Origin of the sequence: Syntrophobacter fumaroxidans MPOB (assembly GCF_000014965.1) — a bacterium.
GTDB lineage: Bacteria > Desulfobacterota > Syntrophobacteria > Syntrophobacterales > Syntrophobacteraceae > Syntrophobacter > Syntrophobacter fumaroxidans.
The window spans coordinates 3,164,235-3,180,919 of sequence record NC_008554.1 but is presented as its reverse complement, the minus strand read 5'-3'; the positions used below and the strand labels follow the sequence as shown (position 1 = coordinate 3,180,919).

At 59.8% G+C, this 16,685-nt stretch carries 10 protein-coding genes; 7 read left to right on the top strand and 3 right to left on the bottom strand.

Going from position 1 to position 16,685, the window contains the following annotated elements:
- Positions 1–30: 30 nt before the first annotated feature.
- From msrA to nhaA, 3 genes are all read right to left on the bottom strand, one after another.
- Complete coding sequence (gene msrA / locus SFUM_RS13320) at positions 31–702, bottom strand: peptide-methionine (S)-S-oxide reductase MsrA (RefSeq protein ID WP_011699418.1); 672 nt, start codon at positions 700–702, stop codon at positions 31–33.
- Between the two features lie 144 nt (positions 703–846).
- Entirely contained in the window at positions 847–1,398 is a 552-nt protein-coding gene (msrB, locus tag SFUM_RS13315) for a peptide-methionine (R)-S-oxide reductase MsrB (protein WP_011699417.1), read from the bottom strand.
- Between the two features lie 380 nt (positions 1,399–1,778).
- The gene (nhaA, locus tag SFUM_RS13310; RefSeq protein ID WP_244148059.1) at positions 1,779–3,149 is read right to left on the bottom strand and encodes a Na+/H+ antiporter NhaA; all 1,371 of its coding nucleotides are present in this window, start codon (positions 3,147–3,149) and stop codon (positions 1,779–1,781) included.
- A 210-nt stretch (positions 3,150–3,359) separates the two neighbouring features.
- Between nhaA and SFUM_RS21865 the strand changes: the two genes are divergently transcribed.
- The 7 genes from SFUM_RS21865 (at position 3,360) to ppdK (ending at position 16,656) form a co-directional block, all read left to right on the top strand.
- Positions 3,360–4,142, top strand: a complete 783-nt coding sequence (locus SFUM_RS21865; protein ID WP_011699415.1) for a tetratricopeptide repeat protein — start codon at positions 3,360–3,362, stop codon at positions 4,140–4,142.
- A gap of 577 nt (positions 4,143–4,719) precedes the next feature.
- Positions 4,720–5,664: an acetyl-CoA decarbonylase/synthase complex subunit delta gene (locus SFUM_RS13295; RefSeq protein ID WP_011699413.1), complete on the top strand. Its 945-nt coding sequence runs from the start codon at positions 4,720–4,722 to the stop codon at positions 5,662–5,664.
- 199 nt (positions 5,665–5,863) lie between these two features.
- A complete protein-coding gene (gene cooS / locus SFUM_RS13290; protein ID WP_011699412.1) occupies positions 5,864–7,855 on the top strand; it encodes an anaerobic carbon-monoxide dehydrogenase catalytic subunit in 1,992 nt (663 codons plus the stop codon).
- A 90-nt stretch (positions 7,856–7,945) separates the two neighbouring features.
- Entirely contained in the window at positions 7,946–10,159 is a 2,214-nt protein-coding gene (gene acsB, locus SFUM_RS13285) for an acetyl-CoA decarbonylase/synthase complex subunit alpha/beta (RefSeq protein ID WP_011699411.1), read from the top strand.
- A 142-nt stretch (positions 10,160–10,301) separates the two neighbouring features.
- Positions 10,302–11,654 carry an acetyl-CoA decarbonylase/synthase complex subunit gamma gene (gene acsC / locus SFUM_RS13280; protein ID WP_011699410.1) on the top strand — a complete coding sequence of 451 codons (1,353 nt, stop codon included), beginning with the start codon at positions 10,302–10,304 and terminating at the stop codon, positions 11,652–11,654.
- A 330-nt stretch (positions 11,655–11,984) separates the two neighbouring features.
- A complete protein-coding gene (locus SFUM_RS13270) occupies positions 11,985–12,869 on the top strand; it encodes a dihydropteroate synthase (protein ID WP_011699409.1) in 885 nt (294 codons plus the stop codon).
- A 967-nt stretch (positions 12,870–13,836) separates the two neighbouring features.
- Entirely contained in the window at positions 13,837–16,656 is a 2,820-nt protein-coding gene (ppdK, locus tag SFUM_RS13265) for a pyruvate, phosphate dikinase (protein ID WP_011699408.1), read from the top strand.
- Positions 16,657–16,685: the final 29 nt, after the last annotated feature.

Sequence of the window (16,685 nt, the reverse complement as noted above, 5' to 3'; positions counted from 1 at the left end):
TTCTCCGGGAGGTTTGCCTGGCGCCGCCGATCATTTCTCCGCGGCTTTGCCGCTGCGGGCCGGTTTCTCCCGCCCCCATTTCTCGGCAATGTGCCGGTCTCTGCCCGACATGCGGCGGTAGTATTCGTACCGTAGCGGGTTTTTCCTGTAGTACGCCTGATGGTATTCTTCCGCCTCGTAGAACGGCGTGGCGGGAAGGATTTCGGTCGTTATCCCCCGGTCGTACCTCCCGGACTGTTCCAGCTTCCGCCGGGAAGCCTCGGCCAGAAGCCGCTGTTCGTCATCGTGTGTGAAAATGACCGTCCGGTACTGAGGGCCTGTGTCGGCGAACTGTCCGTCGGGCTGCGTCGGGTCGATATTCTGCCAGAAGACGTCGAGGAGTTGCTCGTATGAAATCCTGCTCGGGTCGTACACGATCCGCACGGCCTCGACATGTCCGGTTGCACCGGCGGACACCTGTTCGTAGGTTGGGTCCTTTTCCCTGCCCCCCGTGTACCCCGCCGTCGTCGAAACGACACCTTCCAGTTTGTCGAAGGGCGGCTGCATGCACCAGAAGCAGCCACCTGCGAAGGTCGCTTCCGCCAGTTTTGCATTGCCGGCGGGGTATTTCCCTTCGGAACCCGGTCCGCTAGCCGTAAAGACGAGCAAGGCGGCAGCCGATCCCAGAAGAAGCAGCGCAATCACAAGCACGGAAATCTTCATTGCGACATCCTTGTGCCTCATCGAGGAGGCGATTGCGTCAGCAGTTGGCGGGAGGAGGGCGGGCACGCGCCTTCCGCTTGACCGGCCGCGCGATCGCGACTGCTCACGGCGGTGGGAGAGGCGGGAAGCGTTACCGGTCCTCCCTCAGTCCGCAACAAAATCCAGCGCCGCCGAGTTTATGCAATAGCGGAGCCCGGTGGGGGCCGGGCCGTCGTTGAACACGTGCCCGAGATGGCCGCCGCATCGCGCACAAAGGACCTCCGTCCGAGTCATCAGGAAGCTCCGGTCCGTGGCCGTGCTGATGTTCTTATCGGAAATGGGCGCCCGGAAGCTCGGCCAGCCGGTTCCCGAATCGAACTTGGTGTCGGAGCTGAACAAGGGATTGCCGCACCCGGCGCAGACGTAGGTCCCCTTCCCCTTGAAGTCGTGATACTTTCCGGTAAAGGGCCGCTCCGTGCCTTTTTGCCGCAGGATTGCGTACTGTTCCTCGGTGAGTGACGCACGCCACTCGGCATCCGTCTTGACCACCGCGTCCGGGGCCGCACCGGTCTCCCGGGTTCCGGTATCCGGATGATTTGCACTCGACATGGCTTCCAACCGCCTTTCCGCCCGGGCCGTCAGGGCTCCGGGTTTGCCAAAAGCGACAGCGCCGATTCCCAGAAGCAGCAGGAGAGACGCTGACCGTCTGTTCATCATGTGGTCTCCTCGTTGCAAGATCTCCCGGGGCCGCTACCCCCTCGGCTTCCGTCCGAAACCGTCACAATACCGAGTCGCGTTCAAGTTCGCGGAATATGGAGCAGCGAAAAGCGAGGCCGGGCGGGAACCGTTCCCGCCTTTGCGTTCCGCGCGACTCTGAGGCGGGGCTGTGTTCCCTCCCCCCAATGTCGCCTTTCTGAACGCACTGTAAGTGCCTCGCGCCGCGCCCCCGGAATGAACCGGTCGAAACCGGTCTTTCAACAAAGGTTAAAATTCACTGAACGAGTCCGCAAGGGGGCAAGACCACGCAAAAGGACGAAGGCGTCGGCCCGTCCGGGCGGATGCGAATCGCCGGCGATGAGCCGAGGGGCGGACGGGCGTCATTCCGGATTCGGCCGCGCCCTGGTTCCGCCGAAGTATAACCAGGTCATTCCGATCATCGCCGAAAGCAGCGAAGCGGTGAGGATTCCCAACTTGGCCTGTTCCTGCAGGAGCCGGTCGTCGAATGCGAGTTGGCTGATGAAAAGGGACATGGTGAATCCGATGCCGCCGAGCCAGGCCACTCCGAGCAGGTGACGCCACCGGACCTCGGAAGGAAGCCGCCCGATGCCGAGTCTCACGGCGATCCAGCTGAAAACGGATATGCCCGTGAACTTCCCGAAAACAAGCCCCAGGCAGACTCCCATGGTCACCGGTTCGCAAAGCCCTTGCAGCAGCGCGATTTTCTCGAAGTCGATGCCCACATTGTTCAGAGCGAAAAGCGGGATGACTATGAACGTGACCCAGGGGCCGAGCCTGTGTTCCATGCGTTGGAGCGGAGACTGAACGGCACGCGAATTTCTCTCCAGGGTCTCGGCAATGGTCGCCATGCGCGGGTTGCTCAACGGCTGATCGACAAAATCGGGTGCGGCGGCTTCGGCATGAAAGGCGTTTTGAAGCTCGACCAGGCGTTGTTCGAATTCCGCGGGTGCACGCGCCGGTCGTGCCGGGATGGTGAAGGCGAGCAGAACGCCGGCGAGGGTGGAATGAACCCCGGAATGATGCAGGGCCATCCAAAGCAGCACGCCCAGAACGCCGTATGGAATAGCGTGCCTGATTCCGCCGCGGTTCAGGAGGAGCAGCAGAAAAAGGACGGCGGAGGCGAAGCCGATGGCGCCCAGGCTGATCTCGTGGGTGTAGAAGAGGGCGATCACGAGAACGGCGCCCAGGTCGTCGGCGATGGCCAGGGCGGTCAGAAAGATGATCAGGCCGGGTGGAATGCGCCAGGAAAGCAGCACGAGTATGCCTACCGCGAAGGCGATGTCCGTCGCCATGGGAATCCCCCAGCCCGCCGCGGCGGTTCCGTGGGGATTGACGGCGAAATAGACGAGCGCCGGCACGACCATGCCTCCGGCCGCGGCGAATACGGGTAGAGCCGCGTCCCGCCACGATGAAAGCTCCCCGACCTTCATTTCCCGCTTCAGTTCGAGACCGACCACCAGGAAGAAAAGGCTCATGAGGCCGTCATTGATCAGGTCATGCAGGCTCATTTCGAGTTGCAGGGAACCGATTCCAAAGCGAACCCGCTGTTCCCAGAAGCGCAGAAAGGCGTCGCCCCATGCCGAGTTTGCCGCGATCAACGTCAGCACGGTGGTTCCCATCAGAACGATGCCTCCCGCGGTCGTCCGTTTGAGGAAGGCTTCAAACGGGCTCAGAATGCGCCCGAAAAGGCGCTCCAGGGCGTATTCGTTCTTTCGCTTCTTTTTATCCATGATATCCCTCAATGGCATTTGCCCGTCACGGGCCGAAGAACGACCCATTCCATCCGACACCGATGGTGGAGAGTTTTCCGCCAGTGGAATATAATGATGAACTTGCGGTGTCGGGTTGCCGAATGTAACATAATCGTCGTTACATTGCGGTATTTTGAGCGTTCCGTTCAGGCCCGTTCACATGAGCGATGAACGGCAAGGAGTCTCCTGATGCTTGAGTGTCGCGGCCGCAGGTTCATCGCTGCCCTTCTTTTCCTGATCTGTGTTCCGGTCCTGCTCATTGAACCGGGACAAGGGCTTTCCATGCCGGATTCGGGCGAAAATGACGCGGAGCGCGTCAAAGCCGTCGAGGCGCGGGCCGAGAAAGGGGAGCCTTCAGCCCAGTTTCGCCTGGGTGAGATGTACGAGTACGGCGAGGGAGTTCCCGAAAATGCGGCCTTGGCCTTCCAATGGTACTCGGTGAGCGCGGAACAGGGGTATGCCGAGGCCCAATACGCCTTGGGCGCCTGCTACGAACTCGGCGAAGGGACCGACAAGAATGAAATGCTGGCGTTTCAGTGGTACGGGAAGGCCGCGGAGCAGGGACACGCGCAAGCCCAGTTCGAGGTGGGATCGAGGTATTACGCGGGCGAGGGGGTGCGGAAGGATTATGCGGAAGCCCTCAAGTGGTTTGAGCGTGCATCGTCGAAGGGGGTCCGCAGGGCGGCACACCGGATGGCATCTCTGCTTGCCACGTGTCCCGACGGACAATCGCGCGACGGCAAGCGGGCGGTGGCCATTATGGTCGATCTGACCTGGACCGATCCGGACTCCCCCGCTTATCTGGACACGCTGGCGGAGGCGCACGCCGAGACGGGCCGGTTCGACGAGGCGGTCTACGTGATGGACAGGTTGATCGAAGACTACTGCAGGTGCATGACGGAAGCGAAGCGAAAGGAGTACGAACGGAAGCGCGGGAGCTACCGGGAATCCAAGCCGTGGAGAAAGGATTGAATTCGTTCCGAACGGTTCGGGCCGTGGCGCGGGCGACCGGAAGCACCGGCAGTCGGTGGACCGAAGGGTTCTGAAGCTCCATTTCCATTCCAATCTTTTGTAATTGCTTGTGAAGTCCGCCTGCCCTCAGGAAATTTGTTGACATTTCCCCGCGATCTCTTTATTTACATATAACCCCCATGAATGGTGCGGGGTTGTCGTGTTGTTTGACATCAGTCGATCTGGACAGTCCATCCGGCGACATTGAATCATCCAGGTTCCCCGGCGAATCTTGTCGGCTGTTTTTCCCTGTGCGGCAGCTCTTCCAGTTCTTTTCTCACCAGAAAATCTTCATCAATACCCGTAACGGTTCCGTAACGATGCGTGCGGAAGAGTTCGAAGCGTGGACCCTTGTTTTCTTTTGGAAGAAGATCGTCTTTCCCTGGAGAAGTCGATGGCTTGAGTGATTTGCGGGATTTCGGGCGGTGCGCCTTTCTGCTATGATCGAGCCGCTTTTTTCGGACGGAAGGACGAAATAATGGTGTCTCCCTGTGAGACCTTGGTGTGTTTGGATACAACTGCGAAAGGAGGTTAGGCTTTGGCTTTCCAACCTGCAAAACAAGTGTATACCGGAGCAATCAGAGAGGTGACTCTGGGGAGCGGTGACAAGGCTGTCACCGTCGGAGGCAAAAAGGTATTTCCTTTTCACTCCTTCGAGGGAACGATTCCTCATCCGCCCAGGGTGGCAATGGAGGTGTGGGACAAAGACCCGAGCGCGGAATGGGCGGAAGCCGCAAAAGCGCCTTTCCTCGATGTTCTGGCGGACTCCGCTGCGTGGGCCAGGAAGTGCGTGGACCAGTATGGAGCGGAGATGATCGTGGTTCAGACCAAGAGTGCGGACCCGAACGGGGACAACAAACCGGCGGAAGAAGTTGCGGAAGTGGTGAGCAAAGTGATCAATGCCGTGGATGTGCCCGTCGTGATCTGGGGAGTGGCCAACCACGAAAAGGATACGGAGGTGATGCGCCTGACGGCGGAAAAATGCAGCGACAAGAGGCTGGCGCTGTCCCCCGTGGAAGAAGGAGACTACAAGCAGGTCGGCGCGGCCTGCCTCGCCTACAAGCATGTGGTCGTGGCGTCTTCGCCGATTGACGTGAATCTTGCCAAGCAGCTCAATATTCTGCTCGGCAACCTGGGCGTCGCCGGTCAGGACATCGTCATCGATCCGACGACGGGCGGCCTCGGGTACGGGCTGGAATACAGCTATTCCGTAATGGAGCGGATCGTCCAGGCGGCCCTGACCCAAGAAGACGAAAAGCTCCAACAGCCGATCATCGCCAACGTGGGCAATGAAGTTTGGAAGTGCAAGGAAGCCAACCTGTCCGCGGAGGACGCCCCCGCGCTGGGGGATCCCGCTCGAAGGGGCATCCTGATGGAAGCCGTCACCGCCGTCGGTCTGCTCCTGGCCGGTGCCGACATCGTGGTGATGCGTCATCCCGATGCCATCAAGCTGGTCAAGCAATTCATTGCTAAAATGACCTAGCGCGGTTGGATTTGGGGCCGTCCGGCAACTCTCCTGCGTTCTCCTGGAAATCCCATCATCTCTCCAGTCGGCGCTACGAACATGGAATGCCTGCCGCGACAGATGACTCTCGGACTGCCGGATTCCCCCTGGTCCCCGATTTTTATTGGGTCGAATCAATTATCGAATCATCCCGAATCCCAGGGAAACGAGGTGGATTATGTCACAAGAGGAGAAGAAGGAAAAACAACTCTCTGAGGTGAAAAAAAGCAAACCGCTCGATCCGAAAGCAGCGACCACGTGCGAGTCGACGATCCAGATGCTGCGGAGGGCGGCTGCAGACGGCGCGGAAACGGCGTTCAACCGTGCCGCCGAGATGAAGCCCTGCCCCATCGGCGCTGAATCGTCGTGCTGTAAGCACTGTTTCATGGGGCCGTGCCGCCTGAACCCGAGAGACCCCTACTCGAGGGTCGGTGTTTGCGGGGCTACCATCGACACCATCGCCGCCCGGAATTTCTCCCGGATGGTGGCCAGCGGCGGCGCCGCTCACACGGACCACGGAATGGGCATGCTGGACGTTTTTCGTGAGGTGGTGAGAGGCAACATCAAGGGCTACAAGATCAAGAACGAGAAGAAGCTGTTCGAGGTAGCCAAGAGCATCGATATCAAGGTGGACGGCCGGAGCGTCAAGGATGTGGCCACTGACCTGTACACCGAATTGGAACGGACCTATACCCAGGTCGAAGGTGAAATCCCGTTCATGAAACGAGTTCCGCCCAAGACCCTGGAGCTCTGGCGAAAAGCCGGCATCGTGCCTCGCGGGGCCATGCGCGAAATCATGGAAATCATGCACCGGTCTCACATGGGCGTCGACCAGGATTATGAAAACATCGTCAAGCAGTGCTCGCGCACCGCGCTCGCCGACGGCTGGGGCGGCTCGATGGTGGCCACGGAGCTCGGCGACATCATGTTCGGCTCGCCCGAACCCAAGAAAGCGGGCGTGAACATGGGCTTTCTCAAGGAAGACCAGGTGAACATCATCGTGCACGGCCACGAACCGCTGCTCTTCGAAGCCATGATTGTGGCGTCCAGCGACCCGGAAAACCTCAAAAAGGCGGAAGCCGCGGGGGCCAAGGGGATCAACCTGCTGGGCATGTGCTGTTCCGGGGCCGAGGTTCTGGGACGTCACGGGGTGCCTCACGCCGGGAATTTCCTGAGCACGGAGCCGGTACTGGCGACCGGGGCGGTGGATGCCATGGCGGTGGACGTTCAGTGCATCATGACGGGGCTCAATACGATGTCCAAATGCTACGGCACCCGGTTTTTCACCACCAATCGCAAAGCCATGATCGAAGGCGCGGAGCACGTCGAATTCGACGAACACGATACGGAAAAGTGCACCAACCAGATCATCGACATGGCCATCGAGCGGTTTCGGAACCGGCCCGTCCAGGTCGAAATACCGCAGCGGCAGGACTGGGGAATCCACGGTTTTTCGATGGAGTACATCAGCTACATGCTGGGTGGGACTTTCCGGAGCTCATACGTGCCGTTGAACGACAACATCATCAACGGGCGCATCCGCGGAGTCGCCGGAGTCGTCGGGTGTACCAATCCTCGAGTGAAACAGGATTACATCCATGTCGAACTGGTGAAGGAACTGATCAAGAACAACGTCCTGGTGGTTCAGACGGGGTGTTCGCAGATCGCCCTGGCCAAGGCGGGTCTGATGAAGCCGGATGCCGCCGTGCTGGCAGGCGACGGGTTGCAGGAAGTGTGCGAAACGGTCGGAATGCCCCCCGTCATCAGCCTCGGGTCCTGCGTGGACAACAGCCGCATCCTGACGGCCTGCGCGGAAATGGTGCGCACGGGCGGGCTGGGCGACAAACTGTCCGATTTGCCGGTGGCCGGGTGCGCTCCCGAGTACATGAGCGAGAAGGCGATCTGCATCGGCCAGTATTTTGTAGCTTCCGGAGTCTACACCGTCTTCGGGGTCACCTTCCCAAGCGTCGAGGGGACCAAGTTCCACAAGCTGCTCTTCGAAGGTCTGGAGGAACAGGGCTTCGGGAAGTGGGGCTTCGCCACCGATCCCTACGACATCGCTCACCTGATGATCGAGCACATCGACAAGAAGCGGGCCGCGCTCGGCATCAAGGGAGAACGCGAGCGCAAGCTCTTCAGCATGGAAGATCGGAGAGCGGCGGAAGGTTAACCGTTTGAAGCCGGCATGCGAAGGCGGAAACACTGCCGTGGGCACGGGCTTCCGCCGAGCCGGAAAATGTTTCCAGGAAGGAGACCAGACATGTCCAGGTTAGTCGCTTTTGCGGCGATTCAAGGCGCCTATAATATAGTGTCCAAAGCGGAAGGCAAGTTCAAGACGGCGATGGATAAGTACGGAGCCAATCAGCCTTTGGCCTTCCCCAACACGGCATATTATCTGCCGGTCATTTATTCGGTCCTCGGGATCAAGGTCGAGAAGCTCGCGGATGCGGAGCAGGTGTTGAACCGGTGCAAATCGCTGCTGCCTCCGCACATCAAGGACAAGATCTACGTTCCGTATCTCGGGCACACACTCGATGCGGGCATGGCCGCCATTTTGGCCGAGGAGGTGGCGGAGGCGATCCGTTACGTGGAAGACCCCGATTTCTATCTGCCCAGCGAAGATTGCGACGTGGAAAGAGGCCGCATTTGGCTGGGCGCCGCGGACGACACCGTCCTGCGCAAACGTGGGATCGAATTCGTGGACGGCCGCGCACCGGGTTTTGCGGCCATTGTCGGCGCGGCCCCGAATCCGCAGATCGCCAAAGAGATCGCGGAAGACTATCAGAAAAAGAACCTCTATGTGTTCATGTGCGCCAATCAATCCGGGACCACGTTCTCCGAGCAGTTGATCGAGGCCGGAGTCCAGATCGGATGGAGCACGCGCCTGGTACCGTTCGGCCCGGACATCTCCGCGGCGGTTTTCGCCCTCGGGTTCGCCAACCGCGCCGCCATGGCGTTCGGCGGCGTGCAGCCGGGGGACTACGCCACCGTGCTGAAATACAACAAGGACAGGGTGTTCGCATTCGTCAACGCGCTGGGTGAAGTCAACGCGGAATGGGCGGCCAATGCCGCGGGAGCCATCAACTGGGGTTTCCCGACCATCGCCGATACGGACATCCCGGAAATCCTTCCCACCGGCGTTTGCACGTATGAGCACGTCGTATCCAGCGTTCCCTACGACAAAATGACCGCCAGATCCATCGAAGTGCGCGGCCTGAAGCTCACCGTTGCGGAAATTCCGGTGCCCGTAGCGTACGGACCGGCTTTCGAAGGGGAGCGGGTGCGCAGGGACGACGTCTACCTGGAGTGCGGGGGAGGCAAGACCCCGTGCTGTGAGCTCGTGCAGATTGCGGACATGAACACCATCGAGGACGGCAGGGTCGAGGTGATCGGTCCGGACATCAAGGACGTGAAGCCGGGCAGCCGCCTGCCGTTGGCCGTTACCGTGCAGATCGGCGGACGCAAAATGCAGGAAGACTATGAACCCATCCTGGAGCGTCAGATTCATCACCTGGTGAACTATGCGCAGGGGTTGATGCACATCGGCCAAAGGGACATTGCCTGGTATCGCATCAGCAAACAGGCGGTGGACAAGGGCTTCACCCTGGAACACATCGGAAAGATCCTGCACGCCAAGTTCCACCAGGACTTCGGGGCCATTTTCGACAAATGCCAGGTGAAGATCTACACGGACGAAGCAAAGGTGAATGAGATCATTCCCAAGGCCCAGGCCGCATACCGGGTTCGAGACGAGCGCATCGAAGGCATGACGGACGAAGGCACCGAGACCTACTACTCATGCACGCTCTGCCAGTCCTTCGCGCCCACGCACGTCTGCGTGATCAGCCCCGAACGGACGGGGTTGTGCGGCGCCTACAACTGGCTCGACTGCAAGGCCTCCTTCGAGATCAATCCCACCGGCCCGAACCAGCCCGTTCAGAAAGGCGAGACCCTCGATGAAACGCTTGGAAACTGGAAAGGCGTCAATGATTTCGTCTACAAGGCTTCCCGACAGAGCATCTCGAGCTACAACTTCTACAGCCTGGTCTTTGATCCCATGACCACCTGCGGGTGCTGCGAATGCATCGCCGCGGTTCTTCCCCTCTGCAACGGGATCATGACGGTCAACCGCGATTACACGGGGATGACCCCCACCGGGATGAAATTCACCACGCTGGCAGGCGTCATCGGCGGCGGCAACGTGACGCCGGGTTTTGTGGGACACAGTAAGTTCAATGTGACTCAGCGCAAGTTCGTTTCAGGCGACGGCGGCATCCATCGGCTCGTCTGGATGCCCAAGATCCTGAAGGAAGAGATCAGGGATCGCCTGGAGAAGAGAGGCCAGGATATCGGCATTCCCAACTTTGTGGACATGATCGCCACGGAGGAAAACGGGGTCACCGAGGAAGAAATCCTTGCTTTTCTGGAGAAAATGGGACATCCGGCCGTGACCATGGACCCGATTCTGGGGTAGAGTCTGTCCGGACGGTCCTTCAGCGGCGTGAGAAGATTTCCCTGTCCCCCTTCGGCACAGGAGGGGGGACAGGGCTTGTTTTCGCCCTTTTCATTTCACCGTTCACTCAAATTTGGAGTAAGCCTTAAGAGGAGACGTTCCTATGGCTTTGACAGGTATTCAAATCTTTAAACTGCTCCCCAAGACCAACTGCGGCGAGTGTGGAGTACCGACATGCCTGGCGTTTGCGATGAACCTGGCTTCAGGCAAGGCGGAGTTGGAAAAATGCCCTTACGTTTCCGAGGAAGCCAAGGAGACTTTGGCTTCCGAGTCCGCTCCCCCCATACGTCCTCTGACCATCGGCACCGGGGATTACGCTGTGAAGCTGGGCGGCGAGACGGTCATGTTCCGCCATGAGAAGACCTTCGTGAATCCTCCCGGGTTTGCGGCCGTGGTCGGCACGGACGAGGATGACGCATCGGTTTCCGGGAAGATCGAGCGGTTCCGGCAGTGTCAGTTCGATCGAGTGGGGCTGAAGCTGAGGCCCGAGCTTTTTGCGGTCAGAGATGCAGGCGGGGACGCCGGGAAGTTCCAGGGCCTGGCGAAAAAGATTTCCGACGAGACCGGCGGCAGCCTCATTCTGATGTCCGGGAATGTCGATGCCCTCAAAGCCGCCGCCGGCGCGTTGAAGGAAAAGAAACCGCTGATCTACGCGGCCGATGCTTCCAATGTTGATGCGCTGGGGGCCCTGGCCAAGGAGGTTGCCTGCCCCCTGGCGGTCAAGGGAGACGGAAGTCTCGAGAGCGTGATCGCGCTCACGGAGAAGCTTTCCGGTATGGGCATCAAAGACCTCGTGATCGATACGGGCAGCCGCGAGTTGAAGAAGGTTTTCGAGGAGCAGATCCTGATTCGCCGTTCGGCGTTGAAGAATCGTTTCCGTCCTCTGGGTTATCCGACCATGATCGTGGCCAACGAGATGGCCGGGGATCTGATGGAAGAGACGGTGATCGCGGCCGCTTTCGTGGCCAAGTACGGGGCGCTCATGGTGATGAGCGATTTCCAGCCGCACAGCGTCTTCCCGCTGCTGCTTGAAAGGCTCAATATCTACACCGATCCGCAGCGGCCCATGACGGCCGAGCAGGGAATCTACCCGATCAACAACCCGGACGAAAACTCTCCGGTCCTGGTCACGTGCAATTTCTCCCTGACCTACTTCATCGTCTCCGGAGAAATCGAATCCAGCCGGGTGCCTTCCTGGCTGTGCGTGCAGGACACCGAGGGACTGTCGGTCATGACCGCGTGGGCGGCGGGCAAGTTCTCGGGTGAGAGTGTCGGGACGTTCATCAACAAGTGCGGCATAAAGGACAAGGTCAAGCACAAGAGTATCATCATCCCGGGCTACGCGGCGGGTATCAGCGGGGAGCTCGAAGAGGAGCTCGGCGGCTGGAACGTTGTGGTGGGGCCGCGGGAAGCGAGCCAGATCTCCAAGTTCCTGAGGGCCTTCAAGCCCCAGTAGGACCGGATTTCTCCGGTTCCGGGAGGGGCGCGGGCGTCCCGGTGGTCTTCACCGAGCCGGCATTCGCCGGACTGCCGCTTCATGTGGCTGTTTGCGATGAAGATCGGGAGGCGCCCCGGAGTCTGCGCGAGAAATCACGCATGCGGAGCCGCCTTCGGGCCTTCCGCCCTGTGAGGTGCCGGAGTTTTAAAGGCCGCTCGGCCTCGAAGGAAAAGATGCTCACCGGATGTGGCCGATCGGACGGATCGACCGTTTCCATGCGTGCCCCGTTCAAGAGGGGGGCCGTCTCATGCATTGAAAAGCAAGCGAAGTGATGCCGGAGGAAAAAATATGAAGCTCATCGGTGAAAACCTGAACATTATGAGCGCGGTATACGGAAAGGCGTTGAAGGAGAAGAATGCCAAGCCTCTTCAGGAACTGGCGATACAGCAGGCCGAGCTGGGAATGGACTGGATCGACCTCAACATCGGCCCCGCCGGAAAAACCGGAGAAGAACTGATGGCCTGGCTCGTTCCGGTGATCCATGAGGTGGTGGACCTTCCGCTGGCCCTGGACACGTCGAACATCAAGGCCATCGCGGCCGGCCTGAAAGCACACAAGAAAGGCCGCCCTTTGATCAATTCCATCATGGTGAGGCCGGAACGCATGGAAGCGTTGCTCCCGCTGGCCGCGGAATACGACGCCGAATTCGTGGGACTGCTCTGGGGTCCCGAGGGCATGCCCAGGGACGAGAATGAAAGGGGTGCCCTGTGCGCGGAAATCGTGTTCAAGGCGACCGGTGAGTTCGGCATCAATCCCGAGCGCATCTACGTCGATCCGATTCAGACGCCGGTCAACGTGCAGCAGCAGCAGATCCTGAGCGTGCTGGAGTTCATGAAGATGTTCCCGGAAATCGCGCCGGGATGCCGCAGCACGATCGGTCTGTCCAACGTGTCCAACGGCCCTCCGGATCACCTGCGCCCCATTTTGAACCAGGTCATGGTGATTCTGCTCAAACGCTACGGATTGTATTCGGCCATTGTGGACTGCTTTGACACAAAGCTGCACGAGGTCGCGCGCGGCAAGCGCCCGGACCTGGAAGCGCTGGTTCACAAGGTGGAAGACGGCCAGCCGATCGACACGAAGGCGCTCACGCCTGAAGAAGTCGAGTACGTCAAGACCGCCAAAGTCATTCTGGGCCACCAGCTCTATTCCGACTCCTGGCTGGAGGTCTGATGCATGCCCTGAAGTGACGTCGAATCCCGGGCCGTCGCATCTCCCGACGATCGGGAGGGCCGAGCGGCCGGATTCGGAGCTCGTCGTCGCAGGCTTTCGAACGGGGATGCTCACGGCCCGAAACGCGTGACGGAATCGTCGCGTCCATAAAATCCCCCTTTACAATAGGGGGATTTTATGTCTTTATTTCACCGCTTACGGTGTTTGCCCCCCAACGCCGCCGATGAAGACGTCATTTTGCCGGTTCGGTCCCAGTCCGGTGCCGCAGGCTGCCGGAAGAATGGTGTGACCCATCTCGATGCTGTTGCTTCTCCATCCGTTGTCGGGAAGGACCTTAACCCCCAGGGCGTCTTATACCGAGTTGCGTTCAAGACTTTACAACAGCTTTCCGGCGGGAGGTGACGCGGGTGGGGATGAACCCTGCCCCCACGGACCAATATGCCGGTCAGACAGTCAAAGGTGTTGAGTTTCATTTCCATTGCGGGATGGGAATGAAACTCAACACCAACATACAACGAGAGGGCTTTATGCCCTCCCGCCCAATGCCATCATCCTGAATGCAACACGGTATTATACGATCCACTCCGAAGCGCGCCCCGGTGAAGGCCGGGGTCCTGAAAGCCCGGGAAACCCGGCATCCCGCCGTTGCGGGAATGACGATGACGACTCTCGGGCGTCATCGTTGAGGATCCCCGTTTCGTGAGGGTTCGCGAGAATGACAAAAGAGGTTTTCGCGGACTTCTTCAACAGGCTGCGTGTTTTCTTTTGATGGTCCCGTCAGCCGCGATTCCATTCCGTGATGTGCCGGGGGCGGACACCCTGAAAAGGCTCCTTCCATGTGATTTGTATCTCGGATTGTATCGTTGTCACTTGCAGCGTTCCGAGAGTTGTGGATAATGATAGAAAAACAAAACCCGTCGCAACCGTTCGTTTGATGGTCAAAGTCCAGCATCAGAGGGAGAACGCAATGGCATCGAAATATGTCTACCTGTTCGGGGGAGGGAAAGCGGACGGAAACGCTCAAATGAAGCATCTGCTGGGAGGCAAGGGCGCCAACCTGGCTGAAATGGCCAACCTCGGGATCCCGGTGCCGCCCGGTTTCACCATTACCACTGAGGTGTGTACGTACTACTACGAGCATGGGGCGGTCTACCCCCCCGATCTGACTTCTCAGGTCGAAGAAGCGCTCCACTGGCTGGAACAGAACATGGGCCGGAAATTCGGCGATCCTGAAAGGCCGCTCCTCGTGTCCGTGCGATCCGGCGCCGCGATCAGCATGCCCGGAATGATGGATACCGTGCTGAACCTGGGGCTCAACGATCAGACCGTCCAGGGTTTGATCCTTGAAACCCAGGACGAGCGTTTCGCCTATGACTGCTATCGTCGTTTCATCGCCATGTACGGTGACGTCATCCTTGGGCTCAAGCCCGAACATAAAGATGAACGCGACCCGTTCGAAGAAATCATCGATGAGTTGAAGGAGAAGAGGAAAGTCGAGTTCGACAGCGAGCTCCCCGCCTCCGATCTGAAGGAACTGGTGGAGCGGTACAAGGGGCTGATTCGAGTGCGCAAGAAAGTCGAGTTCCGCCAGAACCCGATGGATCAGCTCTGGGGAGCGATCAGCGCCGTCTTCAATTCCTGGAACAACCCTCGGGCCGTTGCCTACCGGGAGCTCAACGAGATTCCGGCGGACATGGGAACGGCGGTTACGGTCCAGGCAATGGTGTTCGGCAACATGGGGGAAGACTGCGGTACCGGAGTGGCGTTCACCCGGAACCCGGCAACCGGCGAGAACGTGTTTTATGGAGAATACCTGATCAACGCGCAGGGCGAGGATGTCGTTGCCGGCATCAGGACGCCTCTGCCCATCAACAAGCAGCAGAAAACGGACCCCAACAGCCTGTCCCTCGAGGAGACGATGTCGGAAGTCTACGGGGAACTGGAGCGCGTCCGTTCCACCCTCGACCGGCACTACCGGGACATGCAGGACATCGAGTTCACCATCCAGAAGGACAAGCTCTGGATGCTGCAGACCCGGTCCGGCAAACGCACCGGTTTTGCTTCCTTCAAAATCGCGGTGGACATGGTCCGTGAAGGAATCCTCAGCAAGGAAGAGGCGCTCATGCGCGTGACCGCGGACCATCTGAACCAGTTGCTGCGGCCCACTTTCGATCCCAAGGCCAAGGCCGAGGCGGTGAGGGACGGAACGCTCCTCGCCAAGGGATTGAATGCGGGACCGGGAGCGGCCACGGGGCGGGTGGTTTTCAGCGCTCAGGATGCCGAAAAGTGGGCGAGACAGGGAGAAGTGGTCATCCTGGTGCGGATCGAGACCTCTCCCGAGGACATTCGGGGGATGAACGCCTCGCGGGGCATACTCACCGCGCGGGGCGGCATGACGTCGCACGCGGCCCTGGTCGCCAGGCAGATGGGCAAGGTGTGCGTGGTCGGCTGCAGCGACCTCGAAGTCGACTACCAGAAGCGCAGAATGATTGTAGGCGACCGGGTCATCCGCGAGGGGAACTATGTGTCCCTGGACGGGACGACGGGGGAGGTGTATCTCGGCCAGATACCGACCAGGCCGTCGGAAATCCTGCGGGTCATCATCGACAAGAGTCTGTCGCCAAAGAAATCGGAGATTTACCAGGACTACATGGCGCTGCTGGGCTGGGCGGACGAATACCGTCGGCTCGGGGTTTACGCCAACGCGGATCAGGCGAACCAGGCCGAGGAGGCGGTTGCCTTCGGGGCCGAGGGGATCGGACTGACCCGGACCGAGCACATGTTTTTCGAGGGCGAGCGAATCGATGCCGTCCGCGAAATGATCCTCGCGCAGGATCTGGCGGGCCGGGAGCAAGCGCTGGCCAAGCTTCTGCCCATGCAGAAGGAGGATTTCAAAGGCTTGTTCAGGATCATGCGGGAAAAACCGGTCACGATTCGGACTCTGGATCCTCCGTTGCACGAATTCCTGCCGCACACGGAAAGGGAGATCCACTCTCTGGCCGCCAAGCTTGGGATGGGTGAGGACTTGCTGAAAGCCAAGGTCGACACCCTCGAGGAGGTCAATCCGATGCTCGGCCACAGGGGCTGCAGGCTCGGCATTGTGTATCCGGAGATTACGGCCATGCAGGCCAGGGCGATCATCGAAGCGGCATGCGAGGTCAAGCAGGAGGGGATTGACGTCCATCCGGAAATCATGATTCCGCTGGTTGGGCACGTGGCGGAACTGGAGAATCAGCGAAGAGTGGTTGAAAGGACCGCCGAGGAGGTCATGAGCCGGTACGGCGTGAAGGTCAACTACCGCGTGGGGACCATGATCGAAGTTCCCCGCGGTGCCCTGACGGCGGACCAGATCGCTGAAGTGGCCGACTTTTTCTCCTTCGGCACCAACGATCTCACCCAGATGGTGTTCGGCATCAGCCGGGACGATTCCGGCAAATTCCTTCCGGCCTATGTGGAAGCCAAGGTCTGGGAGCACGATCCTTTCCATCGCCTGGACCAGGTGGGGGTTGGAGGGTTGATGGACATTGCGGTCAAGAAGGGCCGTTCCACCAAGCCGGATCTCAAGATCGGCATCTGCGGAGAACACGGCGGAGAGGCCACTTCGATCGACTTCTGTCACCGGGTCGGCCTGGACTACGTGAGTTGCTCGCCCTATCGGGTGGCCGCGGCAAGGCTCTCCGCCGCGCAGGCCGCCATCAGGGAAACCCGGGCCAAGGCCAGGACCGATGAAAAGGAGGTCCGGAATTCCAGGAAGGGAAGTGCTTCGGCGTCGACCCGAAAACGATAGGCAGTGACTGACGGGGCGGGTGCCAGGGG

Bases quoted from the DNA above. Each gene is read 5' to 3' on its own strand.
- msrA (WP_011699418.1), bottom strand. From the start codon at position 702: ATGAAGATTTCCGTGCTTGTGATTGCGCTGCTTCTTCTGGGATCGGCT.
- msrB (WP_011699417.1), bottom strand. From the start codon at position 1,398: ATGATGAACAGACGGTCAGCGTCTCTCCTGCTGCTTCTGGGAATCGGC.
- nhaA (WP_244148059.1), bottom strand. From the start codon at position 3,149: ATGGATAAAAAGAAGCGAAAGAACGAATACGCCCTGGAGCGCCTTTTC.
- SFUM_RS21865 (WP_011699415.1), top strand. From the start codon at position 3,360: ATGCTTGAGTGTCGCGGCCGCAGGTTCATCGCTGCCCTTCTTTTCCTG.
- cooS (WP_011699412.1), top strand. From the start codon at position 5,864: ATGTCACAAGAGGAGAAGAAGGAAAAACAACTCTCTGAGGTGAAAAAA.
- acsB (WP_011699411.1), top strand. From the start codon at position 7,946: ATGTCCAGGTTAGTCGCTTTTGCGGCGATTCAAGGCGCCTATAATATA.
- acsC (WP_011699410.1), top strand. From the start codon at position 10,302: ATGGCTTTGACAGGTATTCAAATCTTTAAACTGCTCCCCAAGACCAAC.
- SFUM_RS13270 (WP_011699409.1), top strand. From the start codon at position 11,985: ATGAAGCTCATCGGTGAAAACCTGAACATTATGAGCGCGGTATACGGA.
- ppdK (WP_011699408.1), top strand. From the start codon at position 13,837: ATGGCATCGAAATATGTCTACCTGTTCGGGGGAGGGAAAGCGGACGGA.